Annotated in this window: 25 protein-coding genes and 3 pseudogenes; 10 read left to right on the forward strand and 18 right to left on the reverse strand. The window is 68.5% G+C overall.

The features are described 5' to 3' along the window. Positions 1–40: 40 nt before the first annotated feature. From ACZ5VC_RS31820 to ACZ5VC_RS31830, 3 genes are all read right to left on the reverse strand, one after another. The gene (locus tag ACZ5VC_RS31820; RefSeq protein WP_469123445.1) at positions 41–1,441 is read right to left on the reverse strand and encodes a hypothetical protein; all 1,401 of its coding nucleotides are present in this window, start codon (positions 1,439–1,441) and stop codon (positions 41–43) included. Positions 1,442–1,593: 152 nt separating this feature from the next. Then, positions 1,594–2,370, reverse strand: coding sequence for a helix-turn-helix domain-containing protein (locus ACZ5VC_RS31825; protein WP_469123446.1), 777 nt, complete (start codon positions 2,368–2,370; stop codon positions 1,594–1,596). 9 nt (positions 2,371–2,379) lie between these two features. Continuing rightward, on the reverse strand, positions 2,380–2,613 hold the full coding sequence (locus ACZ5VC_RS31830) for a hypothetical protein (protein WP_469123447.1): 234 nt from the start codon (positions 2,611–2,613) through the stop codon (positions 2,380–2,382). 143 nt (positions 2,614–2,756) lie between these two features. Here ACZ5VC_RS31830 and ACZ5VC_RS31835 point away from each other — a divergent pair. Both ACZ5VC_RS31835 and ACZ5VC_RS31840 read left to right on the forward strand, forming a co-directional pair. After that, positions 2,757–3,565, forward strand: a protein-coding gene (locus ACZ5VC_RS31835; protein WP_469123448.1) for an IS5 family transposase whose coding sequence is annotated in 2 segments (ribosomal slippage) — positions 2,757–3,104 and positions 3,107–3,565 — 807 coding nt in all. Because the reading frame shifts where the segments join, the coding sequence is not laid out codon by codon here. A 545-nt stretch (positions 3,566–4,110) separates the two neighbouring features. Beyond that, positions 4,111–5,058 carry a TniB family NTP-binding protein gene (locus ACZ5VC_RS31840; RefSeq protein ID WP_469123449.1) on the forward strand — a complete coding sequence of 316 codons (948 nt, stop codon included), beginning with the start codon at positions 4,111–4,113 and terminating at the stop codon, positions 5,056–5,058. Here the strand turns inward: ACZ5VC_RS31840 and ACZ5VC_RS31845 are convergent. Both ACZ5VC_RS31845 and ACZ5VC_RS31850 read right to left on the reverse strand, forming a co-directional pair. Next, positions 5,020–5,178: pseudogene (locus ACZ5VC_RS31845) on the reverse strand (ISAs1 family transposase); the annotation flags it as partial. The gene ACZ5VC_RS31840 and the pseudogene ACZ5VC_RS31845 sit on opposite strands and share 39 nt — an antisense overlap. Positions 5,179–5,504: 326 nt before the next feature. Further along, on the reverse strand, positions 5,505–5,975 hold the full coding sequence (locus tag ACZ5VC_RS31850) for an Lrp/AsnC family transcriptional regulator (RefSeq protein WP_469123450.1): 471 nt from the start codon (positions 5,973–5,975) through the stop codon (positions 5,505–5,507). Positions 5,976–6,070: 95 nt separating this feature from the next. Here ACZ5VC_RS31850 and ACZ5VC_RS31855 point away from each other — a divergent pair, with 95 nt between their 5' ends. Both ACZ5VC_RS31855 and ACZ5VC_RS31860 read left to right on the forward strand, forming a co-directional pair. After that, positions 6,071–6,946: a TIGR03619 family F420-dependent LLM class oxidoreductase gene (locus tag ACZ5VC_RS31855; RefSeq protein WP_469123451.1), complete on the forward strand. Its 876-nt coding sequence runs from the start codon at positions 6,071–6,073 to the stop codon at positions 6,944–6,946. After that, positions 6,943–7,371 (forward strand): nucleoside deaminase, encoded by a 429-nt coding sequence (locus tag ACZ5VC_RS31860; protein WP_469123452.1) that lies wholly within the window; start codon positions 6,943–6,945, stop codon positions 7,369–7,371. The genes ACZ5VC_RS31855 and ACZ5VC_RS31860 overlap by 4 nt, the downstream gene beginning before the upstream one ends. A gap of 278 nt (positions 7,372–7,649) precedes the next feature. On the opposite strand, the gene ACZ5VC_RS31865 is transcribed toward ACZ5VC_RS31860, so the two are convergent. From ACZ5VC_RS31865 to ACZ5VC_RS31890, 6 genes are all read right to left on the reverse strand, one after another. Then, entirely contained in the window at positions 7,650–7,838 is a 189-nt protein-coding gene (locus ACZ5VC_RS31865; protein WP_469123453.1) for a hypothetical protein, read from the reverse strand. 179 nt (positions 7,839–8,017) lie between these two features. Beyond that, on the reverse strand, positions 8,018–8,179 hold the full coding sequence (locus ACZ5VC_RS31870; protein ID WP_469123454.1) for a hypothetical protein: 162 nt from the start codon (positions 8,177–8,179) through the stop codon (positions 8,018–8,020). A 1,026-nt stretch (positions 8,180–9,205) separates the two neighbouring features. Further along, the gene (locus ACZ5VC_RS31875; protein ID WP_469123455.1) at positions 9,206–10,423 is read right to left on the reverse strand and encodes a serine hydrolase domain-containing protein; all 1,218 of its coding nucleotides are present in this window, start codon (positions 10,421–10,423) and stop codon (positions 9,206–9,208) included. A gap of 70 nt (positions 10,424–10,493) precedes the next feature. Continuing rightward, positions 10,494–11,159, reverse strand: coding sequence for a DUF4097 family beta strand repeat-containing protein (locus ACZ5VC_RS31880; RefSeq protein WP_469123456.1), 666 nt, complete (start codon positions 11,157–11,159; stop codon positions 10,494–10,496). An 89-nt stretch (positions 11,160–11,248) separates the two neighbouring features. Then, positions 11,249–12,235, reverse strand: a complete 987-nt coding sequence (locus tag ACZ5VC_RS31885) for a GNAT family N-acetyltransferase (RefSeq protein WP_469123457.1) — start codon at positions 12,233–12,235, stop codon at positions 11,249–11,251. A gap of 79 nt (positions 12,236–12,314) precedes the next feature. Continuing rightward, the gene (locus tag ACZ5VC_RS31890; RefSeq protein WP_469123458.1) at positions 12,315–12,956 is read right to left on the reverse strand and encodes a hemerythrin domain-containing protein; all 642 of its coding nucleotides are present in this window, start codon (positions 12,954–12,956) and stop codon (positions 12,315–12,317) included. Between the two features lie 144 nt (positions 12,957–13,100). Between ACZ5VC_RS31890 and ACZ5VC_RS31895 the strand changes: the two genes are divergently transcribed. Further along, complete coding sequence (locus tag ACZ5VC_RS31895) at positions 13,101–13,994, forward strand: LysR family transcriptional regulator (RefSeq protein ID WP_469123459.1); 894 nt, start codon at positions 13,101–13,103, stop codon at positions 13,992–13,994. 215 nt (positions 13,995–14,209) lie between these two features. After that, positions 14,210–15,041, forward strand: a pseudogene (locus ACZ5VC_RS31900) (IS5 family transposase). A 60-nt stretch (positions 15,042–15,101) separates the two neighbouring features. Here ACZ5VC_RS31900 and ACZ5VC_RS31905 read toward each other — a convergent pair. Next, the gene (locus ACZ5VC_RS31905; RefSeq protein WP_469123460.1) at positions 15,102–15,557 is read right to left on the reverse strand and encodes a VOC family protein; all 456 of its coding nucleotides are present in this window, start codon (positions 15,555–15,557) and stop codon (positions 15,102–15,104) included. On the opposite strand from ACZ5VC_RS31905, the gene ACZ5VC_RS31910 reads away from it, so the two are divergent. Next, on the forward strand, positions 15,556–16,944 hold the full coding sequence (locus tag ACZ5VC_RS31910) for a hypothetical protein (RefSeq protein ID WP_469123461.1): 1,389 nt from the start codon (positions 15,556–15,558) through the stop codon (positions 16,942–16,944). The two genes, ACZ5VC_RS31905 and ACZ5VC_RS31910, sit on opposite strands and share 2 nt — an antisense overlap. Positions 16,945–16,966: 22 nt before the next feature. On the opposite strand, the gene ACZ5VC_RS31915 is transcribed toward ACZ5VC_RS31910, so the two are convergent. From ACZ5VC_RS31915 to ACZ5VC_RS31935, 5 genes are all read right to left on the reverse strand, one after another. Then, positions 16,967–17,155, reverse strand: a complete 189-nt coding sequence (locus ACZ5VC_RS31915) for a hypothetical protein (RefSeq protein ID WP_469123462.1) — start codon at positions 17,153–17,155, stop codon at positions 16,967–16,969. Positions 17,156–17,545: 390 nt separating this feature from the next. Next, a complete protein-coding gene (locus ACZ5VC_RS31920; protein ID WP_469123463.1) occupies positions 17,546–18,478 on the reverse strand; it encodes a hypothetical protein in 933 nt (310 codons plus the stop codon). 14 nt (positions 18,479–18,492) lie between these two features. Beyond that, a complete protein-coding gene (locus ACZ5VC_RS31925; RefSeq protein WP_469123464.1) occupies positions 18,493–19,341 on the reverse strand; it encodes a papain-like cysteine protease family protein in 849 nt (282 codons plus the stop codon). Between the two features lie 210 nt (positions 19,342–19,551). Next, positions 19,552–20,181 carry a hypothetical protein gene (locus ACZ5VC_RS31930; RefSeq protein WP_469123465.1) on the reverse strand — a complete coding sequence of 210 codons (630 nt, stop codon included), beginning with the start codon at positions 20,179–20,181 and terminating at the stop codon, positions 19,552–19,554. A gap of 143 nt (positions 20,182–20,324) precedes the next feature. Continuing rightward, positions 20,325–22,382 carry an RICIN domain-containing protein gene (locus ACZ5VC_RS31935; RefSeq protein WP_469123466.1) on the reverse strand — a complete coding sequence of 686 codons (2,058 nt, stop codon included), beginning with the start codon at positions 22,380–22,382 and terminating at the stop codon, positions 20,325–20,327. Between the two features lie 396 nt (positions 22,383–22,778). On the opposite strand from ACZ5VC_RS31935, the pseudogene ACZ5VC_RS31940 reads away from it, so the two are divergent. The 3 genes and pseudogenes from ACZ5VC_RS31940 (at position 22,779) to ACZ5VC_RS31950 (ending at position 24,743) form a co-directional block, all read left to right on the forward strand. Continuing rightward, positions 22,779–23,588, forward strand: a pseudogene (locus tag ACZ5VC_RS31940) (IS5 family transposase). Positions 23,589–23,656: 68 nt separating this feature from the next. Further along, positions 23,657–24,172: a winged helix-turn-helix domain-containing protein gene (locus ACZ5VC_RS31945; RefSeq protein WP_469123467.1), complete on the forward strand. Its 516-nt coding sequence runs from the start codon at positions 23,657–23,659 to the stop codon at positions 24,170–24,172. A gap of 103 nt (positions 24,173–24,275) precedes the next feature. Continuing rightward, positions 24,276–24,743 (forward strand): transposase, encoded by a 468-nt coding sequence (locus ACZ5VC_RS31950; RefSeq protein ID WP_469123468.1) that lies wholly within the window; start codon positions 24,276–24,278, stop codon positions 24,741–24,743. Between the two features lie 26 nt (positions 24,744–24,769). Here ACZ5VC_RS31950 and ACZ5VC_RS31955 read toward each other — a convergent pair whose 3' ends face one another. After that, entirely contained in the window at positions 24,770–25,483 is a 714-nt protein-coding gene (locus tag ACZ5VC_RS31955; RefSeq protein ID WP_359125234.1) for a TetR/AcrR family transcriptional regulator, read from the reverse strand. Between the last annotated feature and the right edge of the window lie 146 nt (positions 25,484–25,629).

A 25,629-nucleotide genomic window follows, 5' to 3' on the forward strand; every position in this document is an offset into this window, starting at 1 on the left:
GGCCGCGTCGCACTGCTCACGACCATCGCCGTGGTCCAGCTCAGGGGCGGAGGCGGTCTTGCGGCGGCGTTGCGCGGAAGAAGGCGTCCAGGGGTTCGTCGACGGCGCCTTCGCGGCCGGTGCCGGCGGCAGCGGCGTCGAGGAGGGGTGCGAGGTCTTCAGTGTCGCAGGGGGTGAGGACGAGCCAGCGCAGGATGACCTGCCGCACGATCAGCCTGAGGTCACGCAGGGCGGCCAGCTTCTTGCCCTCGTCCTGGTCCTTGAGGACGTCTCCGTGCACGTACTTGGAACGCGCGCTGTACGCCTCCTGCACGCTTGTCTCGACCTGCTCGCGCAGGGACGGGGTGAGGAACAGGGCAGCTGCACGGGACCGGATCTTTTCGCTGATGCCCTCATGCTGGTCGTTAGGGCTGGCCATCAGGGCTTCCAGCGCGATGACGTAGTCCAAGTGCAGCTCGTCGGCCTCCTGCTCCCACACGCCGTAATCGCTGTGGGTGCGCTGGTAGGCCTGCAGCAGGTGCCGGGCTGCGCGCTCCAAGCGCAGGGCGCGCCTCCTGGGCAGCCTTCGGCTGCTGGTGGTGCCGTCCATGACGGCGTCGATCTTTGCGGTCACGGCGGCGCAGAAGGCTTGCAGGCGCGGAAGTTGTTGCCATGTGACGTCGAAGCTGCCCGTCTCGCGGACTTCGACTTCCTCGTACCCGCCGTCGTGGTCCTCGTAGATCTGAAGGGTGGTGGGCACGTGGTTTGGGTGCAGCCCGAACTCGCGGCCGCGCTCGACGTCGAACACCGCGTCGACATGGAGGAGTTCGGGGCTCCACAGGATCAGCGGCAGCAGCGCCCTCCAGTGCCGGGCTTCCGGCCGCGGGCCGGTGAAATCGAACCAGGGTAGGCCGCTGCGGTCCGACGCACGGTCCGGATCGGGGGCGTGGACGAACGGTGCGCCGGCCAGGAGACCCAGGTCGAGTCCTCCCGGCTGAAGGCCGTGGAGGGCCGGCATCGGGCCCAACTGCCTCAGCTCGTCGGCGGTGAAGGTCTGCACGGTGTACTGGCCCAGCGGGATCCGTGTCCCCTCGGGGAGTTCGCCGCTCAGCAACAGCCAGTCCTCCACTGCCGGCGCGGGCGCCGTACAGAAAGCGACGAAGCTGTCCGCAACCTCTTCCACCGGCACCGTCGCCCCCTGGGCAACCAGACGGGTCGCGTCCCCGAGCCCTGATCCGCCCAGGAGTGTGGACCATCGGGGCACCCAGTCACCATCGGCCTTGCCGTACAGGTCGCGGTGCTCGGATTTCGGCGCGGCGCCCACCACCGCGTTGACCACGGCATCGAACTCCGGCTGCCTCGACAGCGCTACATCGGTGATCGCCTGGGGTATCGAGGGCAGGTCCCGCGCCTGCTCAAGCCAGGCGAGGACGGCCTGACGCAGTGGGACGGTGTCTTCCATGCGGCACGAAAATAGCGCACCTTCACCGCCCGCGAGACTCAACCACCTGGCCACCGCTCCTGGTCTGAGCGGCCGTTCCTTCGCCGGCCAGCCTGGCGCGGTCCCGGCGATTACCTGCGCCGAGGCCGCCCCGCTGGCGTGCTCAATCGCTCTTACCCGGTAGTCGTGACACCGCGTTTCAGCCGCTGTCCGTTCTTGTTGGCAGGGCCGCCGCGAGCGAACTGCGAGCGCTGCGCGCCCGCGTTGCTCGTCGAGCGGCCCCGGCCTGACGGGGGCTTGCGTTCGATCCGGTGGTTCTGCTCGTCCCGGATGAACTGCTCGGCGGGCTCGTTCAGGTTCTTGAAGAGTTCGTTGTCGTACCAGGAGTGCCTCTTGTCCCACACCCGGGACAGAGCGTCCAGCCAGTCCTGGTGTTCACGCTCGGGCACGTCACAGACCGTGAGGAAGGCCAGCATCTGGTCCTTGCTGAGCATGGTGGTGCCGTCGAGCATGCGGCGCATCGTGCTGCGCGGCAGACGCCCCAGGCCAGCCCGGCGTTCCATCTCGCGCAGCGGCATAGCACCGGCCCGGTGGTACATCTCGCGCAGAGCGGCACGTAGTTCCGCCGCGTTCTCGACCAGTCGGGGTCGGGGAGCACTGCCGAGCACGTGCATAATGCTGTGCTCCACGGCACGCGCGTGGCGCCAGCGGCGACGGGCCTGCTCCAACGATTGGCCGCAGGCCACGGCATACGCCTCCACCACCGGCAGGCGCGGGACGCGCTCACCGCTCGCAGCGCGCTGCAGCGTGGTGGCCGAGTACGCGTTGCCGGTCCTCGCCGCGAGCTCGACATACGTGAGCTGGGCGTTGGTACGGATCTCTCGCAGCCACCCGGCGAGAGCCAGGAGACCCAGGTTGAGCGCGGCGATCGGCTTCTCAGGACGTCCCATGACGCCCCCTCAAACTATCGGCAGGGGCAGCGGGACCCGGCGGCCGAAGCGCAGTGTCACCACAGCCCCCACCGCGATCAGACCGGCACCGGTGAGCAGTCGGAGGACGGTGCCCGGATCCATGCCGCCCCACGCGAGTGCGACGCTGGTCAGGACGATGACGATGATGACGGCGGTCTCGGTTCCGGTGAGACGGTGCGGGGCGGGCGTACGGCCCCCCGCGGCATGGCGTTTGCGACTCATGCGAACTCCCTGTTGTGATCAGGCGGCTGCACTCGTGGGTGTTGCCGCCGGCGGCTGCGGACTCCTCACCACACCTGGACGGTGGCACGTCCAAGGGGTCTAAGACGTCGTTTCTGATGGCGTGATCGCTCGTTGAGCCGTGCATGACGGATCTGGTCGAGAGGTTGGTGCCGGACGAGTTGTGGGTGCTGTTCCGGCGGGTGGTCCCGCCGACGGAGGTCATACGCCCGCAGGGCGGCGGGCGGCGTCGGGCCGGTGACCGCGAATGCCTGGCAGCGATCATCTTCGTGGCCACCTCGGGCTGTACCTGGCGGCAGCTGCCACCGGTGTTCGGGCCGGCCTGGCCCACCGTCTACCGGCGCTTTGCCCAGTGGAGCCGGGACCGGGTCTGGGCCCGGCTGCACCGGGTCATCCTCGACGAACTCGGTGCTCGGGGCGAGCTGGACTGGTCGCGGTGCGCGATCGACTCCGTCAGCGTGCGGGCCTCAAAAGGGGGCCGCTGACGAGACCGAATCCGACCGACCGCGGCAAGCCTGGATCGAAAATCCACTTGATCACCGACCGAAACGGCGTGCCACTGTCGCTGGGCATCTCCGGCGCCAACATGCACGACAGCCTCGGCCTGGAACCGCTCGTACGTGGGATCCCGCCCATCCGCTCCCGCCGCGGCCCGCGCCGCCGGCGTCCGGCCAAGCTCCACGCCGACAAGGGCTACGACTACGATCACCTGCGAAAATGGCTTCGCGAGCGTCGCATCCGCCACCGCACCGCCCGCAAAGGCATCGAGTCGTCCACGCGGCTCGGCCGACACCGCTGGGTCGTCGAAAGAACGGTCTCCTGGCTGGCCGGATGCCGAAGACTGCACCGCCGCTACGAGCGAAAAGCCGACCACTTCCTCGCCTTCGTCGGCATCGCCGCAGCCCTCATCAGCTACCGCCGACTCACCAACTGAAACGACGTCTTAGGAAACAGCGAACGAAGAAGTCAACGACCCCACGGCCCCGCCGCACAGGTTAAAGATCAAGTTAGGAGCAGGCACTGACACCCCACCGGGAAACGGTACGACGGGCACCTGGCCAGGTCCTCCTCCTGATCACGGATACGCGGAGATCAACCTCCTTGCACGAGGCCAGCCAACCAGCTTGTCACCACCGACCACGCCCGCAGCCGCGCTCTTGGCCCACCTCACTCCCACGCCACCACACCACCCCTGACCAGCACAGACTCGCTCCGCCTGATCCACCCGACAGTAGAAAATCCTTCAACGATCACTAGATTCCGCAACGATCACTGAACTCGCATTTCAGAGGACTCTTTGGCTCTTGAGCCTCCACGGAAACCCCAGCTCAGATCAATACGGCACGACGACTAGAAATCCCGTAACGATCACTAGATCAGCAGCTCAACGCATCACTCATGCAGTGATCCTTTATGGATTTGTCACACTCCGCGTTCGTCACGGTACGGACCCCGGCCATCGACACCCTCACCACGACCGTGCGCACGCTGATGATCCTGGGACAGCACCAGCAGACCACCGCACGGCCCTCGCTGATCGTCACCGGGCCGGCAGCGGCCGGAAAGACCACCGCCCTCCTGCATACCGGGCGCACCTGCCACCTCGCCCACACCCGACAGCACCCGCCATCGGACCGCAGCGCGCACGCATCGGTGCCCGTGGCGTATGTGCTTGTCCCGCCCGCGGCGAGTGCGAAAGCCCTCGCGACCGAGTTCGCCCGCTACCTCGGCATTCCCGTGACCGGCCGGATGACGCAGGCCCAGATCACCGACGCCGTCTGCCACACCTACAACCACACCGGCGTCCGCCTGATCCTCATCGACGAGATCCACCGCCTCAACCCCCGCACCACCACCGGCGCGGAAACCGCCGATCTCCTCAAAGACCTCACCGAACGCATCCGCGCGACCTTCGTGTACGCCGGCATCGACGTCACCACCACCGCCCTGTTCTCCGGGGTACGCGGAGCACAACTCGCCGGGCGGGCCTCCCTGGTGGAATGCGGAGCATTCCCCGCACGCCTGGGGAAACACGAACCCTTCCGCGAGCTCATCACGGGCGTGGAAGCAGCACTCGATCTGCGGGCACACCACAAGGGCACGCTCCCCCGCCACGCCGCCTACCTCAGCACCTCAACTACACCCCCACGAAACGACAATCCCGTTCGTCTTCTCGCCGACGTCCAGCTGGGCCAGGACCGGGCCGGTGGTGTGCTCCAGTGCGGCGAGCAGGTGCATCTTGCGGCCGTTCGCTTTGGCCGCGCCGCGCAGGCTTTTGCCGTCCACTGCGAGACCGCGCGGCCCGGTCACCTTCGGGCGGCGGTCGGCGAGCCAGCGTCCGACCGCCCGATCCAGCGCGTCGCCGTCGATGCGGGCCAGCAGCCTCCTGACCGTCGTTTCCGCAGGCAGGAGCCGCTTTGGGAGTAATGGGTCGAGGCGTATGCCGAGGCGTTCCAGGATGTGCGGCGGGGCGTCGGCGATCCACTCGCTGACTGCCAGCACAGAGGTCGCCCCCGTCAGAACCGCGCACGCGGTCAGCGCGAGCACGGCAACCAGAGCATGCCGTACGCCGCGTGGGTCCCGCGGTCGGGCACCTCAGCCAGTCGCTCCAGCAGGCGCGGTACCTCTCGGACACGACCTCGGGATGCTCGCGGAGCTGGTCAAGGGCCGGCGGGATCAGCAACGGGTGTAGCTCCTTTGGAGGGACGAGCTGAGCCGGTGCGTTGCCACTAGTGAATCCGCAGGGTCTGTGCCGGTGGGACCGTCCCTTCAATAGGAGCTGGACCCGACGGCGATGGTCTTCCGGGGGGCTTGGGGCGGTCGCCGCTGCTGGGCGCCAGGCCCGGGCCCCGGCGGTGGAGTGGCATCCGCGCCTACCTGACGGTGTTCCCCCGAGGCACCCCCAAGCCGCGCAACGGGAGCGTCCGACTGAGGACGAGGTTGGTGGTGGTGCTCCCGAACTCGGCCAGCTCGTCGACGATCTCCTCCAGGTGGGCCATCGACGTGGCCGCCACCTTCATGATGTAGCAGTCGTCTCCGGTGGTGCGCAGGCACTCCAGGATCTCCGGGCGCTCCTCCAGCAGCCGGCGCAGCGGCTCGTGCCGGGTTCCCGGCCCCGGGTACTTAAGGCGGACCACCGCCATCACTGGGTAACCGGTCCGCTCCGGGTTCACCTCCGCACGGTACCTCGTGATCACCTCGGCCTCCTCGAGTCGGCGCACTCGCTCCTTGGTCGCCGACGCGCTCAGGTTCACCCGCCGTGCCAGCTCGGTGAACGGGATCCGGCCGTCCCGTTGGACTTCTGTCAGGATCGCCCAGTCCGTCGCGTCAAGACTCTCGGTCATGCGTCCATTTTACCGGCGGATCCACGGCTGAACCGCCTCTGAACAGGCGGGAATCCCTTCTGACGACCCATACGTCCTGCCTAGGGTTGGGCCCTGTGAAGATCGGAGTGAACGTCCCCAATTTCGGCCCGGGCACTGACCCCGGAGTGCTGCGCAGCTGGGCCCAGACCGTGGAGGGCCTGGGCTTCGACCTACTGATGATCTCGGACCACATAGCCATCACGCCGGATGTCGCCGAGCGCTATCCGGCACCCTTCTACGAGCCCTTCACCACCTTGTCCTGGTTGGCCGGCCTCACCACCCGTATCCAGCTCGGCACGACGGTCCTCATCGCTCCCTACCGGCACCCGCTGCTCACCGCCCGGATGGCGGCCAATCTGAATGAGCTGAGCGGCGGCCGGCTGGTCCTCGGCGTGGGGGTGGGCTGGGCACGGCAGGAGTTCGCCGCCCTCGACATCCCGTTCTCACAGCGCGGACAACTTACCGACGACCACCTGCGGGACATCCGGGCCGCCTGGAAGGACACCGCGTCCTACGGAGAGCGCCGGATCCCGGTGTGGGTCGGCGGAAACAGCGACGCGGGGCTGCGCCGGGCCGTACGACTCGGAGACGCATGGCATCCGCTCCGCCCCACCGTGCCGTGGCTGCGCGAAGCCGCGGGCAGGCTGGAGACGTACGCGGACGAGCAGCACTTGCCCGTGCCCGCCCTGGCTCCCCGCATCGCCCTGCGACTCACCAAGGAACCGGTCGACGGAGCGGGACGGCTCGCCGGGGAGGGCACCATCGACCAGATCATGGACGATCTCGACCAACTGCGGCTGCTGGGCGCCAAGTCCGTCGTCCTCGACACCTACCCGGGCGACCCCCGCGCGACGTGTCACCCGCAGGCGGCCTGGCAGGCCCTCGCCACCGTGGCCGCGCACTTCCACGAGCCCGGCACCCCATTCCGCACCACGATGGAGCAGTCATGACCACACCCGACGACCACACCCTCCTCCGACAGGCCATCTCGCTCGCGGCCAGGGCACGCGCGAGCGGAAATCCGCCCTTTGGATCTCTGTTGGCAGGACCGGACGGGACGGTCCTGGCCGAGGAGTACAACACGACCCTCACCGACAACGACGTCACCGCACACCCGGAACTCAAATTGGCGAGGTGGGCCGCAAGAGAGCTCGACGCGCAGACGGCGGCAGGCACCACGATGTACACCAGCTGCCAGCCGTGCGGGATGTGCGAGGCCGTCATCCAATGGGCAGGGCTGCGGCGAGTGGTGTTCGCCCTGTCCAACGAGCAGCTCCTGGACATCAGGCCGGGCAGCAACCGACCGCCCGTGCCGCAGGACGGCCCCGCGCTGCTCGACGAGGTACGGCCCGCGGTCGAGCCCTACTACCGCTGACCGCCGGGCCCGGGAGCGGAGCCCGCCACCAGCGGAACGCACCTGGGTACGCTCGCCCTCCAAAGGAGCCACACCCATCAGCAATGATGCGTCGACAGGCACGGTCTCCCACTCGGATCATGGGGCGTTGAGAACTCCATGATCTTGGAAGCTGTGCCTGTCACATTCCGGGGCCAGCTCCGAACTGACAGCTCGTCACGAACCGGGCGTCACGCGACTACGCCGAAGCCCTGGCCTGTGACGCCGTTGGTAATCCAGGCTTCAGCCCTTCGTCCGCGTCACCTCACTCCCCGCAGATGCGTCGCCGGAAGGGCTCGTAATGCGCCCCCGTCGGAGAACGCGGCCTCGGTCAGGTCGTCGGGGCTCTCGCCATGGCGCGCGAGGAGCTCCGCGAGCGCAGTCCTGGCAAGGTCCGGGGTGGTCCGTACCGCGCTTGCGATGTCACCGTCGAACACCTCACCGGCCACCCCGCCCGCCCTTTCACCACCTGGGCAACCGACCACACTGCCGACTTCACCACCCCCTGATCGTCGGTACCCCCGGCAGAGGACTGTGCTCGCACAAATGGTCCTTTGCCAGAGCAAGATCAATCAGGGGTCCAGGAGATGCCGTAGGTCCCGGACTGACTCGCCCAACTCGTTCTCACTCAATTGACGTTCTTGCAGGCGGCCCACCGCTTCAAGCCGGCTTCCAACAGCGAATACGCCTCGTCCTGGCTGATCCGCAGGGTGAACAAGGACACCGGCTCGCCGCCACGCTTGTGCTGCTGGTAATGGGCGTTGCACAACCCTCTGCCGATGGCAGGCAAGCCGCACGGCACGGTGAGTTCCTCTGCCCCAGGCCCGGTACAAAACTCCGGCATCGTCCGCCGCCACTGTCGGATCGAGCGCAGTCGCACGGCCTGTTGGACCGAATCGGCCGTTCACACGGCGGGTACAGGGAGGTTCCCGGCGGGAACGCCTCGCAGGTCTTGTCGTCCCGACCAGAGTGGGCGGGTGAGAGATCATCTGCATGTCCGTCACGGCCGGAGGGTATGGGCCGGGTCTGACACTGCCTCCATGCCTGCCCCGGGACCGCCGACGGCTCATGCATGCTCGCCCGGACCTCCTGCGAGAGCTCACGGGTGACCCGCACCTCCGCCTCGGTCGGCGGATCCGCGTCAAAGTCTCACTCGTCGCAGGCCTCGAGCCCGCGTACACGTAGTCGCAGGCCTCGAGCCCGCGTACACGTAGCGGATGCCCAGCTTCTCGGCCACCGAGCGGTCTGATGCCGGCCGGCATCAGACCGCTCGCCACCAGCACGTCACCGTTCTCGGCCGCCTTGAAGGCGGCCGCGTCCGACGGCGGCGCTCCCGTCCGCAGCGCGCGCACATCCCGCCCGAAAGGCACCAGTTCCGCGCCGACACCGGCCAGAAGTTCGGCGAACTCCTCGTCCGGCGGTGCGCACACGCGTACCGCCGGACGAGCTTCCGCAACTACGCCGCCAGTCCCGCCAGGGGCGCGATGTCGCCGCGCGATCCGTACGCCATCAACAGCACACGCATGTCGTGTTTCTCGATTCTGCAGGTGCCGGCATCGGCCGGGTCGGTGCGGCAGGATCCGGGTCTTCCGGGTCTTGCCTGCCTCGCGCCCGTTGGGGCGGGTTCGTGTCGGGCGGTGCTGATCAGCGGGATGAGCGGGCCCAGGGCAGTTCGCGGGTGCCTTCGGTTCCGGGTACGGAGACGAGGGCGTAGCAGTCCATCGCGACGTGGGCCCTGGGCCGCTCCGGGCGCGGCATGGGTGCAGTCCGACCACTGCCCCATCCGCATGTGCTGAGGAAACGGACTTGCCGGCGATCAGTCCCCGATCGCCTGGTACAGAGTGGTCCAGAAGTCGTGCATCAGGTGGACCGAGTCGGGGACTGAGGTGCCGACCTGGGTGAGGAGGATGCCGACGACGTTGTTGACGGGATCGGCGTAGGTGGAGGTGCCGGCGCCGCCGTCCCAGCCGAACTGGCCGACGGGAGCGTAGTCGCCGCGGTAGGTCCGCACCGCCATTCCGAAGCCCCAACCGCCGTGCTGGCCCTGGCCGAAGGAGATGTGGACGTTGTTGGTGGCCAGCTCGGTGCGGGCGGCGTTCTGCGCGGGGGTGAGGCGGTTGGTGGTCATCAGCTGCACCGCCTGCCTGGACAGGATCCGCTCGCCGCGGTGCTTGCCGCCGTTCAGCAGCATCTTGAAGTAGGCGTGGTAGTCGTCCGCGGTGGAGACCAGACCACCGCCACCGCCATGGAACGCCGGAGGGCTGTTCCACCGGCCGCCCTTGGACTCGTCCCATACGTGGAACTCGCCGGACGCCGGGTCGGGGGCGTAGAGGACCGGCAGCCGATCGATCTTGTCGTCCGGGACGTGGAAGCCGGTGTCCTCCATCCCCAGCGGGCCGAAGACGCTGTCGCGCAGCGCCTCCTCGAAGGTCTTGCCGGTCACCCGGGAGACCAGTACGCCGACCAGGTCGCTGGCGAGCTGGTACTGCCAGTGGTCGCCGGGCTGGTGCATCAGCGGCAGCGCGCCCAGGCGGCGCAGCCACTCGTCCTGCTCGGGCATCGGCGTGGGCAGGTTGGGCGTCAGCCCCTGTGCGAAGACCTCGTTCATGATCGGCGTACCGATCGAGGTCATGTCCATACCGAGGCCGAAGGTGGAGGTCAGCACGTCCCGGACGGTGACTGGACGGCGCGCCGGGACGGTCTCGTCGATCGGGCCGTCGAACGCCTTCAGCACCTGACGGTCCGCCAGCTCCGGCAGCCACCGGTCCACCGGGTCGTCCAGCCGCAACCTGCACTCGTCGAGCAGCACCATCGCCGCCGCTATCGAGACCGGCTTGGAGGTGGACGCCATCCGGAAGATGGTGTCCCGGCGCATCGGGGCGCCGCCGTCGTGCTGCATCGTGCCGAGCGTCTCGACGTGCGTCTCGTCGTCCTTGCTGTACAGGGCGACCACGCCGGGAATCTTGCCGGAGTCGACGTGGCGGGCCAGCACGTCGCGGATCTTGCGCTGTCCGGAAGCGGTGAACTGGGACATGGTGGGGTGCTCCCTGGTCGGGTGGAAGTGTCGGGTGGAGGGGGAAGGAGGAGGTGACGGATGAGGGGGGTCAGAGGCTGCGGGCGGAGATGTTGCCGTTGCCGCTGGTGGCGCTGATCTCCAGCACGGGGGAGCCGTTGTTCTTCAGGGCGTTGCTGACGCGGCCGTGGCCGGGGTCGGCGTCCAGCGTGGCGGAGACGCCGGGGGCGGCGGCGATCGAGATGTCGCCGTGCTGAGTACGGAGCACCACCCTGCCGCGCACCGCCTCGCCGATGGTGATGCCGCCCCGCGCGGTGGAGATCTCCGCGGGGCCGCCCAGCCGACCGACGCGGACATCGCCGTCGACGGAGGTGAGACGCAGGCCTTCCACGTCGGCGATCTCGATGCGGCGGTGGGCGCCATGGACGGCGACGTCGCCGAGCCGGCCCTCGGTGCGCACCTCTGCGGCGGCGGAGGCGGCCTCGACGCGGGAGCCGGTGGGGAGCTGAACCGTCACCTCGACGGATCCGGGGTTGCTCAGCACCTGGTTCCTCGCCTCCGGCGCGATGACGCGCAGCACGCCGTCGCCGAACTCGACCGTGGTCTGCTCCGCGGCCTTCACATCGCGGCCCTTCCCGGCGTCCGCGGGACGCACCTCGACGGTGGTCTCGGCGCGGTCGGCGGCGAGGATGCTGATGCGTCCGGCAGGTATCTCCACAACGGCGGCGATCGCGCCGGGGGTCTCGAACTTCTGCATGGGGCGTTCTCCTTGGTGGGGTGGTCAGGCCGTGGCACGGCCAAGGCGGTGGGGTGGTCAGGCCGTGGCACGGCCAGGTGGTGGAGTGGTCAGGTGGTGGGCAGGTCGAGTTGGTATTCGTGGGTGCTGCGGTGGAAGCGGAAGCCCAGCTGCCGGTTCACGGCGAGCATGTGTGTGTTGTCCTGGGCGTTGTCGGTCTCGATCTCCACGATTCCGGGCTGCTCGGCGCGGAGCCTGCGCACCATCTCTGCCTTGACCCACAGCCCGAGCCCGTGGCCGCGGTGTGCGGGCACCACGGCGGTGTCGTACTGCAGTGCCCGGCGGGTCTCCCCGGCCCGGATGACGATCTCGGTGTATCCGGCCATCTCCCCCTTGCTGAGCGCGGCGATCGTCAGCAGTACGTCACCGCGCTGGGCCAGCACTTCGGCCATGGCCCGGACCCGGTCGGCGGTCCAGGTCTGGCTGCCGTAATCCATGTCGCCCATGGGCATGTCGTTCATCGCGTTCTTGGCAGCGGCGAACGCCTCGGCCAGGTCGTCGGGAACCGTGCCGGTCCAGCCGGCCAGTTCGTAGCCGGGATGCTCGGCGTCGGCCGCGGCATCGTCGGCCCGCGCGACGTCGAGCAGCAGGTGGTCCAGTGCCAGCACCCGGCGGAAGCCGTGGCGCTCACTGAACGCCTCGCCCGGGCTGTCGGCCGCGGCTGCCGCGACGAGGCTGCGCCGGCCCTCGGCGCGGCAGGCCGCCACGACCGCCGACAGGAGGAGCGAGCCGGTTCCCAGGCGCCGGTGTGCGGGATCGACGTGGAGTTCCAGTTCGGCCAGGTGCTGCTGGCCCGTTGAGGTGAACAGCCGCAGGCCGGCAACTCCGACGGGGGCGCCGTCCGCCGCGGTGGCGAGCCAGGTCAGCCGGCGGCTGCCAAGGGCGACCTGGGTGAGCTGGGCGTGGATATGTCCGGGGTCGGGGGCCGGTACTCCCGGCCGGTCGTGGGCCGTCGAGGCTGCAACGACCTTGTGCCACGCGGCGGCCTCGGTATCCGAGACTCGTTGGAGCGGCGTGACGTGTGCGGATGGGGACACTGTGATGCCTTTCGTGGTAGAGGTCGAGGGGCGAATTCGGCCGGGCGATGGACCAAGAGGGCGGCGTGGTGAAGGTGTGTCAGGCCGTGGTGCCTGCACTCCAACGGTCGAGAGCGGCGTACGCCGGGATCCATCGGGCGGTGCAGGCGGCGTACGCGTGCGCGGGCAGCTGGGCGAGGAGCCTCGTCATGGTCGGCTTGTCGGCGCCGTCCAGGAGCCACGGCAGCAGAAGGGGTGCGTCCTTGCCGATGTGCTGGGCGTGGACCTGGCTGAAATGGGCCCACTGCTCGGCGGTCAGCGTCCGCCGCATCAGCGGGATGGCCGTGTCCTCCTCGTGCTTGAGGTGTCCGGCCAGGCCGCGGGTCAGCGCGTCGATGAGCTGACCCAGCCACAGCGGGTCGGCTCCGGGCTCGGTCAGCAGCTCGTCGATGGCCTGGACCACCGGAGCAATGGCGGCGTGCTCGGCCTCCAGCACCTCCAGCAGCGCCAGGTCCTTCGGGCGGCCGGCCAGATTCAGCCGCAGTGACGGCCACAGCGCGCTGTCCTCGGCAGCGTGGTGCGCGCGGAGGGCCTGCTTGAACAGTGTCCATCCGGCAGAGGTGGCCAGTACGCGCACCGGGTCACGGTCCGCGGCGGTGGTGACCCGGTCGAGCTGGGCCAGTTCCCGGCGCAGGGCGCCATGCATCGCGTAAATCACGGTCAGGTCGATGGCGTCGCTCATCGGGCCGGACGAACGCGGCGTTCTTCACGTTTCTTCATGCGTGCTTGCATGCCTCAAACGATCTTGCGATCCGTGCATATGATCAAGCCATACTTCCACGCGGTTCGATAACCGCTGGGTTATCAACACAGGGGGCGGGGGCCGGTGGAGCTGCGGGACATCGAGATCTTCCTCGTGCTGGCGGAGGAGCTGCATTTCGGCCGAGCCGCACAGCGGCTGCACGTCTCCCAGGCACGCGTCAGCCAGGCCATCAAGAAGCAGGAGCGGCGCATCGGGGCCGAGCTGTTCGCCCGCACCAGCCGCACGGTTCGCCTGACGGAGGTCGGCCGGCAGTTCCGCGACGATCTGCAACCGGTCTACGCGGGCCTGCATACATCCCTTGAGCGCGCCAGGCTGGCGGCCCGCGGCATCACCGCACAGCTCCGCGTCAGCATGATGCCCTTCAACGTCGCCGATCTGCACCCCTACTGGAAGGCGTTCCGCTCGCGGTATCCGCATTGGGGACTCCAGATCCGCCCAGCACCCTTCAATGATCTGTTCGGCCAGCTCCGCAGCTGTGCCATGGACGTCATGGTTGTCTGGCTGCCGGTGGAAGAGCCGGACTTCACCGTCGGGCCGACCCTGTGCACCGACGCCCGGATCCTTTCTGTGGCCGCCGACCACCCGCTCGCCGGACGGGACACCGTGCCACTGGAGCTGCTCGCCGACTTCCCGCACGGCACTGCCCACGTCATGCCGGACTACTGGGAGGACAGCTATCTGCCCTTCTACACCCCACGCGGCCGACCGATCGAGCGCCTCACATCCGCAACCTCGGACAGCTCCGATGAGCTGATCAGCCACGTCGGTATGGGCGATATCATCAACATCTTCCCCAGCCACGTCATCAGGTACTGGGGCATGTCGCACATCCGATGGCTTCCCCTCCCCGACATGGCCACCATGCACTTCGCTCTGGTCTGGCGGACCGAAGCCGAGAACGACCTCATCCGCGCCCTGGCCGACACCGTGCGCGACCTGGGTGTATTCCGCTTCTGATGAAACATGCCGAAAGATCCCGCTTATCGTCAATAGCCCTGATTCTGGGGCGAGTTGGGAGCGCACCGCACAAGCCGCCTACGGGTACGCGAGGGCAAAAATCACCCTGCGGAGCTACGCCCCGGGTTCCCGGGCCGCACGAGCGGCCCGGGAACCCACAGGCGCGGCTAGGGTCTGTTGCAAAAGTGGATCTTGTTCGTTGATGATCACTTCCTGTGGGACGTGGGGATCTGACGAACGGCCAGTGGGCCCGGCTTGAGCCTCTGCTGCCGCGGGGTATCAAGCCGGGTCGGCCGCAGGTGTGGACGCGGCGGCAGCTGATAGACGGCATAGGTGGCGGACCCGGACCGGTGCCCCCTGGCGCGACGTGCCGGAACGCTATGGGCCGTGGGACCGGGTCTATGACCTGTTCCGGCGCTGGCAGCGGGACGGCACCTGGGCGAGGATCCTCACGCAGCTCCAGGCTGAGGCGGACGCCAAGGGCCTGATCACCTGGGACGTGAACGTCGACTCCACCGTCTGCCGGGCCCACCAGCACGCCGCAGGGGCGGCGAAAAGGGGGACCTCCAGAAGGAGCCGCCCGGCGGAGTCTTCGTCGAGCCGGCCGACCACGGTCTCGGACGGTCCCGCGGCGGACTGACCAGCAAGATCCACGTCGCGGTCGAGCAGGGGCAAAAGCCTCTGTCGGTGGTGATCACGGCCGGGCAGCGGGGTGACTCCCCGCAGTTCGAGCCGGTCCTGGAGGCGATCCGGGTCCCCCGGCTCGGGCTGGGCCGGCCACGCAAGCGGCCGGACCGCGTGCGGGCCGACAAGGCGTACGACTCCCGCAGCAACCGTTCCTACCTGCGCAGACGCGGGATCAAGGCCACCATCCCGGTGCCTGCGGACCGGGTTCGCAACCGGCTCAAGCGCGGCTCGCGCGGCGGCCGGCCGCCGACGTTCGACAAGGACGACTACAAGCAGCGGCACGCGGTCGAGTGCGGGATCAACCGCCTCAAGCGCCACCGGGCCGTCGCCACGAGGTACGACAAACTCGCCGTCCGCTAAGCAACCGTGCTGGTCGCAGCCATCAACGAATGGCTGTGACCAGCACCGTCGCAACGACCCTCAGACGACGTCGAATTCGTTGCCCTCGGGGTCCTGCATGGCGGCGGCGTAGAGCCCCATGTCCGGCTCATCCTTAATCCGCAGCACGGTGGCACCAGCTTTGACCAGCCGTTCCACCGTGGCCTGGACCCGCTGTGTGCGGACGTCCAGTGGGACGTCACGGCCCCCACCGACCTTCAGGTCGAAGTGCCACCGGTTCTTGGCGGCCTTCGGCTCCGGAACCTGCTGGAACCACACCCTCGGTCCACGTCCCGCGGGATCGGTGATCGACTCCGGAATATCCCCGGCACCGGCCGGCAACTCTGCCTCGGGCACCCCCACCGCCGCCCAGTAAGCACGCCACGTGGCGTGCCCGCCCGGCGGAGGCTCAGGCACGTAGCCCAGGGCTTCGGCCCAGAACGTCACCATTCTCTGCGGATCGGAGCAGTCGATCGTCAGCTGCACTGTCATCTCCATGCGCGGAGCATCCCAGGCAGGCCTGACAGACGATCAACTTTCGCAACAGGCCCTAGACGCCCGCGCCCACTCCGCCGCCATCAAGGCCGTCCTCGCCTTCGCCGATCTCGAACAGCACCCGACAGGCGACAAGAGCGCCAGGCAACGGCTCACCGACGCCGCCGACCAGCTCGACATCACAGCCGCGCACCTCACTGCCTGGACCGGCCGAATGCACCAGCTCGACTGGCTCAGCGCCCGCAGCCTGACCCAAAGCGCCTGGTCGAAGCTCGTCACCACCCTCAACACCGCACAGACACACCTGGACCAGCCCAGCTGGTACAACCCCGCCGACGCGCTGAACGACCTCCTGCACGTCTACCTCGCCAGCCGCAGCATCCGCGCCCCTGTCAAGGACTCCCCAGGGCTCACGGCGCTGATCAGCCCGGCCGTGGAGGCGCCGTTCGTACACAGCCAAGGCCTGCTGCACCAGCTGGAGCAGGCTCTCACCCACGACCCTCAGTTCACCGACCACCCGGACGCCCAGACGCTGTACGACGCTGTGCGCCAGCGGCGCCAGCAGTCGGCTGGTGAAATGGCACGGCAGGAGGCGGTGCCGGGAAAAGCCCTGGAGGGCCGTCCCGCACTTGCCGCGCTCTTCCGTTCTGACGCCACCGGCCTACGCGACGACCTCGAGCCTCACCAGCTCGACCGGCTCGAGAACCTCGCGCACCAACTCGCCAGGGACTACGCCCCCACCGGCAACGCTCGCGTGGACACACACCTGGAGACCCTGCTCGACATCCTGAAGACCAGCCCGGCCTGGAAGCCAAGCGACAGCCACTACTTCACCCCGCTGCTGGAGCACTTCCTGCGTTTCCTCTACGACCGGTTCGACGCCCAAGCCAACCTCTACGGTGAGCGCACCGCCTACCTCGGGCCGACGCGCAAGAACGCCGAGGGCGCCGTCGACTTCCACCAGCACATCGGCCCTCTCTTTCCACCAGGCAGCGTGGAACGGGAGAAGTGGGACGTCGCCAGCGGGCGCGCAGATGTCATCTATACGCCCGAGCTCGGGAGCCGCTTCGTCGCCGAAACCAAATGGCGCACCACGCGGTGGAAGACCCACGAAACTGTCGAGCGGGATTACCTCGCTCAGGCCGCCAATTACACGGCCACCGGGCCGCCCTTCGCTCTGCTGCTTGTCGGCGATGCCAGCGACCACTCCGCCGGATACCGCGACATCGAAGACAGCATCTGGATCATCCGGCATGCCCGGAGCGCTCCAGAAGTCCCGCGCCTGATCGTGACCGGCGTGCTCCCGACCACACGACCGACCCCACGCTCCCTACGCGTGGCACGCTCGTCGCCGCCGTTGACGGTGGCAGGGCGCGGCGGCCCCGGCTGACGCGCAACCGACTGAGCGCGCCCTATCCCCGGCCGCGGCCGTGTCGCTCATCCGCTGCACCCGGACGTAGGAGCGACCAGCCCACGTAGATGTCGGGGTCGATGTGCAGGTCGACGGCGGCGAGGACCAGACGCTGGAGTACGCCCGTCTCCAGTGCCTCCACCTCCCACTGCACCGGGTGGGCGACATCGAAGCCGTAGCGGCGGGCCAAGGCTGGCACCTCGTGCAGTCGCCGGGAGGCCGTACCTGCGGGCGGCGCCGTTACCGGCGCGGGAAACATCGATTGGCTCAAGCAGTTCGACCTGTAGGAACTTTGAGATACCGGGACGGCGCGGGCCGGGCACGGCGTGAGTTACACGGTCTTCTCAAAGCTCCTGTTCTCTTCTCGGATCATGCGTCGGAGGCTGGTGCGTGCTGCACCCAGGTCATCAGTGAGCTAGCTGAAAAGGCTCACTGCTGCTCGGGCCCGGTAGCGCCGGCGGCGGTCCACGTCGATACCGACGTGGACCGCACGGCCGGGCCTCCTTCCCGAGCTCATGCATATCCGACGATGGAAGTCGTCAGGCTGCGCACGGAGGGGCCCGGCCCTCATGGGGTCGGGTCAGCGGACGCCGGCCGTCTGCCGGCGGCGCACGTACACCCCCGCACCGCCGATCGCCACCAGGGCTGCGGCCGCGCTGACGGAGATCGGCTGCCAGGACGCCTCGGCCGCCGGTGTCCCGGACGCGGCGGGGACCTGTTCCGGCTGTTTCTCAACGAGGCCGCCGTATCCGCCGGCCAGGCCCTTGCGGTCGTACGCCGAGCCGGGCATCTTGTCGCCGTAGCGGGCGGTGACCAGCTTCTGGTAGGCGGCGAGGGTGACGCCGCGCTTTCCGCCGAGGCCGGTGGTCGCCTCCTTGTTGAGCGGCTTGACCATGCCGTCGGCGGTGAGCCGGTACCAGGCGTGGATCTGCGGCTCGGTGAAGGTACGGGCCTGTGCAGTGCCGCGCTCGGCGAAGCCGACCTCGGCGTCCCCGTCGCGGATGCCGGCCAGCTGCCAGCCCTCGGCACCGACGTTCCGCGGGCCGCTTCCCGTCGTGGCGGCGTTCCCCTTGGGCGCGAGCAGTACGGCGGCGTTCTTGCCGTCGGATGCGGTCACCCGGGAGGCCAGGTAGGAGAGCCGGAGCGCAGTCTGAGGGGTCGCCTGGGTCTTGCCGGTCACGAACTCGGGGCTGAGCTCGAACATCGGCACCGGGTCCTTGAGATCGAACCCGGGCGGCGCGGCGTCCGCGGCGGGTGCGTTCCCGGGGGTGCCGACGGCGCCGCCGTCCGCGGCGGGGGCACTGCGGGGCTGTCGGGCCGAGACCAGGAAGCGGGAGACGGTGTCGCGGAGTTGGTCGCTGCGGATGGCCTGCTGGGCGGACTGGTAGCCCGCGATGCCGTCGCCCTCCGCGGCCTGTGCGGGAACGATTCCGCACAGGACGGCGGCGAGTGCGGTCGTGGCGAGGACGGCGGCCCGGGGTGTCGCGTGCCTGGCGTGTCGCGTGGTCTGCATGGTCGGTCTGCTCCTCAGCCCTGGATGCCGATGCGGGAGTGGGTCCACTGGAACGAGTTGTTGTTCGTGTATGTGGAGTGGTTCCACCAGGTGTAGGTCTGGGTGGTCTGCCACGGGTCGCCGACCGCGATCATGTTGGTGGCCTTGTCGTAGCCGTAGATGACGTTCATGTGACCGCCGCCGGTGCGCCAGCCGAACCGGACGGCGAACGGGCGGTTCGCGTCGATCTCGGCGGCGGACTCGCCGAACGAGGCGTTGCGGTACAGGCTGCGGCCGCTGTTCCTCAGCCCCAGCTTGGCCAGGCCGTTGGCCATGTCCTCCAGCGTCGCGGGCTGGTTGTTGCAGTCCACCCAGGTGCCCTGCGCGGCGAGTTGGCAGAACCGCTCCTGGCTGACGGAGCGGCCCCAGTGTTTGGCGATGGTCACGCCGGAGGCGTCCCAGCACCACTGGGTCCTGACCTGCTTCTGCATGTCGATGCTGAGCGTCTTCGCGGTCACGGGTTTCGGGTTCGGGTTCGAACCGCAGGCCGGAAGGGCCGTGGTGTTCTCGTAGATGAAGGCGTCAGCGATGTAGTACGAGCCGGTGTAGATCCACCGCGGGTTGTTCTCCACGGTGTCGCCGGTGGTCCGGCAGGACATCTGGATCCTGTCGCCTACCTTCGAGGATCCCTTCACCTGGGCCGAGAGGGACGGCTTGGCCCGGTGGTTGATGGTCTTGTAGTTGCCCTGGCCGCCGATGACCGTGCCGCTGACCACATCGGCCTGGGCGAGGGCACCGAAGCCGAACAGCAGACCGCCGGAGACTGCGGCGGTGATCGCGGCTATCAGCGCTTTCTTGCGGCGGGACGCGCGACGCTTGTGCATCATGCTCCTTGATCTGAGAAATACGGAACTTGCCTGCCGGGCAGCCCGGTCGTCCGGTCTGCGCGACAGATGTCGAAGGGCGCCTGGCCCGGCGGGCGGCGCACCGTTAGGTGACGGGCAGTCAGCCAGCTGGCGCGGAACGGAACGGCGCGGAAACATCACGGCCGCCACGACGCTTGGGCTCACAGGACGCGCTGGTTACGGACCGCTTCACCCGTCGCCCCGCGGCTGCCTGCGGGATCGGGCCCGGCGGACCAGCAGCATCCCGGAAGCGGCCCCGGCGAGGGCGGCCATGGCCAAGCCCGTCGTGGCCCAGGAGAGGGTGCTCCCGTCGCTGGCCGGGGCGGGCTGTACGGATGCGGCGGCCGAGGGCACGGCTGTGGTCGAAGGGCTCGCAGGAACAGGAACGGGAGGGGTGGGCGCGGCGGAAGTGCTGGGCGGTGCCGGGTCGACGACCGGTACGGAGACCTCGCGTTCGGCGTGTCCGAGGGCGGGGAACCCGATGTTGACGTGCACCTTCCAGGTGCCGGGTGGCAGGACCTCTGCCGTGCTCCAGCCGGTGCGCGTGCCGGAATCCCGGACCAGCTTCCAGGGGCCCACGCTGCGGGTGCCGTCCGCGCTGGTCGCGTTCACCGTGGCGGCGACCGCCTCCTCGATGGCGTCCCCGTCGTTCTCCCAGGTGATGTCGGTGGTGAGGTGGCCTTCCCGCTGCCCGGTGATCACGACTTTGACGGTGTCGCCGTGGGCCTGGGCCGGGGGCGCCAGAGCCAGGGGCTGGGCGAGGAGGAGGAACAGGACCCCGAGTCCGGTACGTGCCCGGGGGCTGTGGCGTGTACGCATCGTTGTGGTGCTTCCTGGTGCGGTGGGGATGCGAGGGGCTGCCACCGCTGCGGTGCGGTGGATGTGGGGTGCTGTGAGGGAGCCGGCGGACGGCCGCAGAGGGAAGGTGGCCGTCCGCCGGCGGTTGATCAGACGGTCGAAGGTCAGCCGACCTTCTGGACCGTCCAGACCTGCGTTGCGCGCCCGTCGGCACGCTGGAGGTCGAGCAGCAATTCGCCGTAGTACGGGCGGTTGCTCACGGTGAGGGCGTATCCGCCGCCCGCGTCGGTGATGGTGGTGGTGCCTGAGCGGGAGTTCAGCTTCCACTGCTGGGTGGCGGCGCTGCCGCAGGGCTGCTGCGCGATCCACATGCCCTGGGCCGGGGCGCCGCCCGTTTGCAGGCACTTGCCGGACACCGCGGACTTGATGCGGAACAGCCCGCTGCCGGCGTCCTCGAACAGCCACTGCTGCTGGGCGTAGCCGTTGGAGCGGGCTCCCACGAGGAGGGTTCCGTCGGCGCTGCGGCCGCCCCACAGTTCGGCGGCCATGCCGGTGCTGCCGTTGCCGAGGGTGTAGCGGGTGCCGGGGGTGACGGTGCCGCCGCCGGCGCCGGTGGTGCGGAAGGTGGCGACGTTGCCGGGGCCGCTGTCACGGCCGGCGGCGTCGCGCACCGAGACGGCGACCTTGTACTCCGTGCCGGGCTGGAGGTTGTGGATGTTCAGCGTCTGCGACTGGACCCAGGTGAGGTGTTTGCCGTTGAGGAGCACCTGGTACCAGGCGGCGCCCTCGACCTTGGGCCAGCTTGCCACCGCGGAGTTGGACCGGATCTGGCCGACGGTTACGGCTGGCCCACCACCGGGCTTCTTGGTCGGGGTGGGTGTGGGGGTGGGCTGCGGGTTGGGGTCGGGGTTCGGGTTGCCGCCCTTGCCCTTCATCAGGAACTGGTTGTCGGCGATGTTCCAGTGTGTGGCCAGGTAGCTGCCCGGCTTGGGGCTGGTGTGGAAGTAGTCGTCGTGGTTGCAGTCCAGGATGTTCTCGGACGCCTTGTTGGTGCAGATGTTGCGCATCTGCGGGTAGTACGGCGTGTCCGAGTAGCACATCACGTCCCACTCGTCCGTGCAGTGGGCGCCGCGGCTGGTGTTGGGGGCGCTGTTGTTGACTGCGCCGAGGTTGTGGCCCAGTTCGTGCGCGGCGGTGTGGCCGCCCCAGCAGCCGGAGTCCGTACGGCCGTAGGAGGGGCCGAAGTTGCTCAGGTTGTTCTGGCCGGGGCGCTCGTCGCCGGCGAACGTGCCTATGCCGCAGTAGACCTGGCTGTCCGCGAAGATCATGTACTTGCGGTCGCGGCGGTCGAGGCCCTTGGCGGCCAGCGCGTTGTTGGTGGCGCTGAACTCGGCGAGGGCGGAGGCCGGGAGCTCGATGTTGAGCACGGTCGGCGTGCAGTCGGCGGCCGTCACGTAGCGGATGTGCCGGACGCCCGCGGTCTCCTGGGCGCTCGCCGAGTAGATGAGGTCGGCGTCGGCCGCCCACTTGCGGAACGACGCGAAGTACTCCGAGTAGCGGTCGCGGCCGGGGCCGTGCACGTATACGACCTGGACGCGGCTGCCGGTGCTTCCGTCACCGTCGCACTGGACGGTCTGCCCGGCGGGCCCGGCGGCCGCGGCCTTGCCGCTGCCGCCGGCGGGGGCCGGGGCCGGGGCCTTCGACGCCGGGGCCTTGGCGGATGCTGCGTCGGCGGCGGGCGCGCCCTGAGGACGCCCGCTGACTTCGGCGGCAGCCACTTCGCCGGACTCCGGGCGGGCCGGATCGGAAGCCACGGCCTTCGTCTTGACGACGGGGGCGACGTCGGCCTTGATGTCGACGCCCTTCGGCGGGGCGTCGGGACCATGGCTGCACAGCCCGGCCTCCGTGCGGTAGACGCCGACGCACTTGTCGCCCTTCGGCGCGGCCTTGAGGCCGTCGTAGACCATGCCGCGCCTCGTGTCGTTGACGGGCGCGTCCGCGATGGGCGCAGGCTCCGCGTCACGGGCCGGCGCGGCGGCCGGTGTGAGCGCGTCCGCGGCTGCTTCGGCCTGAGCGGCGGTCCCCGCCTGGGCGTTGTCGCCGAGCCCGAAGTAGGTGATGCCCCCCGCTAACACCGCGGCCGACGCCATGGCGGCGGTGAGGAGTATCAACCGGCGGGGCTTGCGCCGGTGTTCATGTCTCTTTCGACGGTGACCCGTCATGCGCACCTCAAATCCTTGGTCGGAGGAGTGGGTGCACGGAAGCCTGCCAGACGGGCGCGGTGGAGAATTCGGACAAACGGGAATGGACTTCGAGATACCTGACCGTTACCTTGGCGGCTGAATCTGATGACATATCAAGTTCCTTTAAAAGGAAGCTAGTTACGCGTGTAGAAACGTAAAGGTCCAGGCCATTTCGATGATGTCGTTATGGAATCGAGATAATTGAGTGAGGCTTACTGACGGAAATTCAGTCAGCAATTCATCCAATTACTACCGGACGAATTCCCCCTGTTACGATACGTAAGGAATCCCTCGCTCCGTCTGAGGGGTGACGGACTCGGCGATGCGAAGGCCTTAGACATCGTTTCTATGGCGTGATCGTTCGTTGAACCGTGCATGACGGATCTGGTTGAGCGGCTGGTGCCGGACGAGTTGTGGGTGCTGTTCAGGCGGGTGGTATCGCCGACGGAGGTCGTACGTCCGCAGGGTGGCGGCCGGCGTCGGGCGGGTGACCGCGAGGCATTTGGCCGCGATCATCTTCGTGGCGACCTCGGGCTGCACGTGGCGGCAGCTTCCGCCGGTGTTCGGTCCGAGCTGGCAGACGGTCTACCGGCGCTTCGCCCAGTGGAGCCGGGCCCGGGTCTGGGCCCGGCTCCACCGCGTCATCCTCGACGAACTCGGGGCCCGCGGGGAACTTGACTGGTCGCGCTGCGCGATCGATTCGGTCAGCATGCGGGCGGCAAAAGGGGGCCTCTGACGGGACCGAATCCGACCGACCGTGGCAAGCCTGGATCGAAAATCCACCTGATCACCGACCGGAACGGACTGCCGCTCTCGCTGGGCATTTCCGGCGCCAACATGCACGACAGCCTCGGTCTTGAAGCACTCGTGCGGGGCATCCCGCCGACCCGGTCCCGGCGAGGGCCTCGTCGACGGCGCCCCGCCAAACTCCACGCAGACAAAGGCTACGACTACGACCACCTGCGCCGATGGCTCCGCAAACGCGGCATCCGCCACCGCATCGCTCGGAAAGGCATCGAGTCCTCTGGGCGGCTCGGACGCCACCGATGGGTCGTCGAACGGACCGTGTCCTGGCTCGCCGGCTGCCGCCGGCTCCACCGCCGATACGAGCGCAAGACAGAACACTTCCTGGCCTTCGTCGGCATAGCCGCAGCCCTCATCTGTCACCGCCGCCTCACCAAATGAAACGACCTCTACTGAGTTTTTCGTTAGTTCTGTGGGTGTGACGGGCTTGTTGGTGGAACCCTGTTGTCGTGTCTTTCGAGCCTTCGTCCGTTGCCTCCAAGCCTGTTGTTCCCTCTTTGACCCGACCGCAGTTGGCCGAGGCCCGGCGTGTGCGGGCGGCCGAGTTGTTCGGGCAAGGGCGCTCGAATGCCGAGATCGCCCGGATGCTGGAGGTCAGTGACGAGAGCGTGCGGCGGTGGAAACGGATGTGGGAGAAGGGTGGCGCTCACGCCTTGCGGCGACGTCCGGCCACGGGTCGTCCGCCCAAGCTGGACGACGCCCAGGTCGAGCAGGTGCGGACCGCGCTGGAGCAGGGAGCCCAGGCGCATGGCTTCGAGGCCGATCTGTGGACGCTGGAGCGAGTCGGCCTGGTGGTCGAGCGGGTGGCGGGGGTGTCTTTGTCGCGGGCGTCGGTGTGGCGGTTGTTGACCGGCCGGCTGGGGTGGAGTCTGCAGCGCCCGGAGCGTCGGGCGGTGGAGCGGGACGAATCCGAGATCGCCCGCTGGATCGCCCATGAATGGCCGCGCATCAAAAGGGGGCGGTGAACACACGTGCCTGGATCGTCTTCCTCGACGAATCAGGAGTCTCGCTACTGCCTCAAGTCCGCCGCACGTACGCACCCCGCGGCCGCACCCCGACACTGAGGCATTGGCTGAACTGGAACGCGCCTCGATGGCCGCGGCCCTCGGGTATCACGCCGCGGACCCCGATCTTGGTCCGCGGTTGTGCTTCCACCTCAAACCGGGAAGCCATGACACCGCGGCTCTGATCGAGGTATTGGAACAGGTCAAAACGTTCTATGCCGGGGAGCGGGTGGTGCTGGTCTGGGACGGGCTGTCCGCCCACTGGAGCCGTGCGATGCGGGCCTGGGTCGCCGAACAGGACTGGCTCACCCTCGAGCGATTACCCGCCTACGCACCCGAGCTCAACCCGGTGGAACTGCTGTGGTCGGCGATCAAGACACGCGAACTCGCCAACCTCGCCGGCAACCACCTCGCACACGTCGCCGACGCCACCGAACGAGGCATTCGCCGCATCAGTCAGAACCATCAACTCCCCTGGTCCTTCCTCGTCCGCACCGGACTCAACATCCACCCACCAGGCCCACACAACTAACGAAAAACTCAGTAAGGGCGGCTCGGTCAGCGCGCCGGAGCCTGCTGGCCGGTGCGGTCCTTCAGGTCTCGCTCATGCAGCAGTCGTGCGGTCTGTTCAGACACTGGTGCGGCCAGCAGCGCGGTGACCAGGTCGACCAGTCGGCTGGTGAACAACCGGTCGTCCCTGCGAGGGCGGGCGGCGGCACGGGTGGCGAGTTCGGCGTGGCAGAAGCGCATGGCAGTGAAGCGGGTGTGGAGCACCGCGGTCGACTCGGGAGTCAGCAGAGGGTCCAGCAGGCGCCGCCACGCGTAGATGCTTGAGCTCTCGTTCGGCACGATGAGCTCGACCAGGGGTTCGGGCCGGTTGAGCAGTTCGGCCACGATCTGCAGGAACTCGCGTCCGCCGTCGGGGTCCGCAAGTTTCGCGGCGGCCGGCAGCACCAGGGCGGCGGCCAGCGAGCGAAGGTCGGCGGCCCCGCTGTCCTCGTACTGCTGCAGCAGCACCTCCCGGCGAGCGTCCACCGCAGGGAGGTGCTTGTCGAGTACGGCGCGCAGCAGCCCCGCCCTGTCACCGAAGTGGTACTGCAGGGCCATCGCGTTGCGCTGATCCGCAGCCCGTTTGATCTCACTGAGCGAGACGCCGTCGACGCCATTCGCCGCGAACAACTGCTCGGCGGCCCGGATGAGCTTGCCGCGGGTGTCACGGAGCTCCCGGCTCCGGGGCGGCATGCGGGGCTCGGGCGTCTCTTGTGCTGTCACGGAGGCCATGGTAGCGGCATCATGCCAAAGTGATACGCTTGCATTAATCATTGATTCAAGCATTTTGGTATACGTGGGAGACCATCCATGCCCCGGGACTTCGAGAACGACCCCGACGCCCTGCATCCCGCCACCTCGTTCCGTAC

This window comes from Streptomyces sp. NPDC033174, from assembly GCF_055577795.1.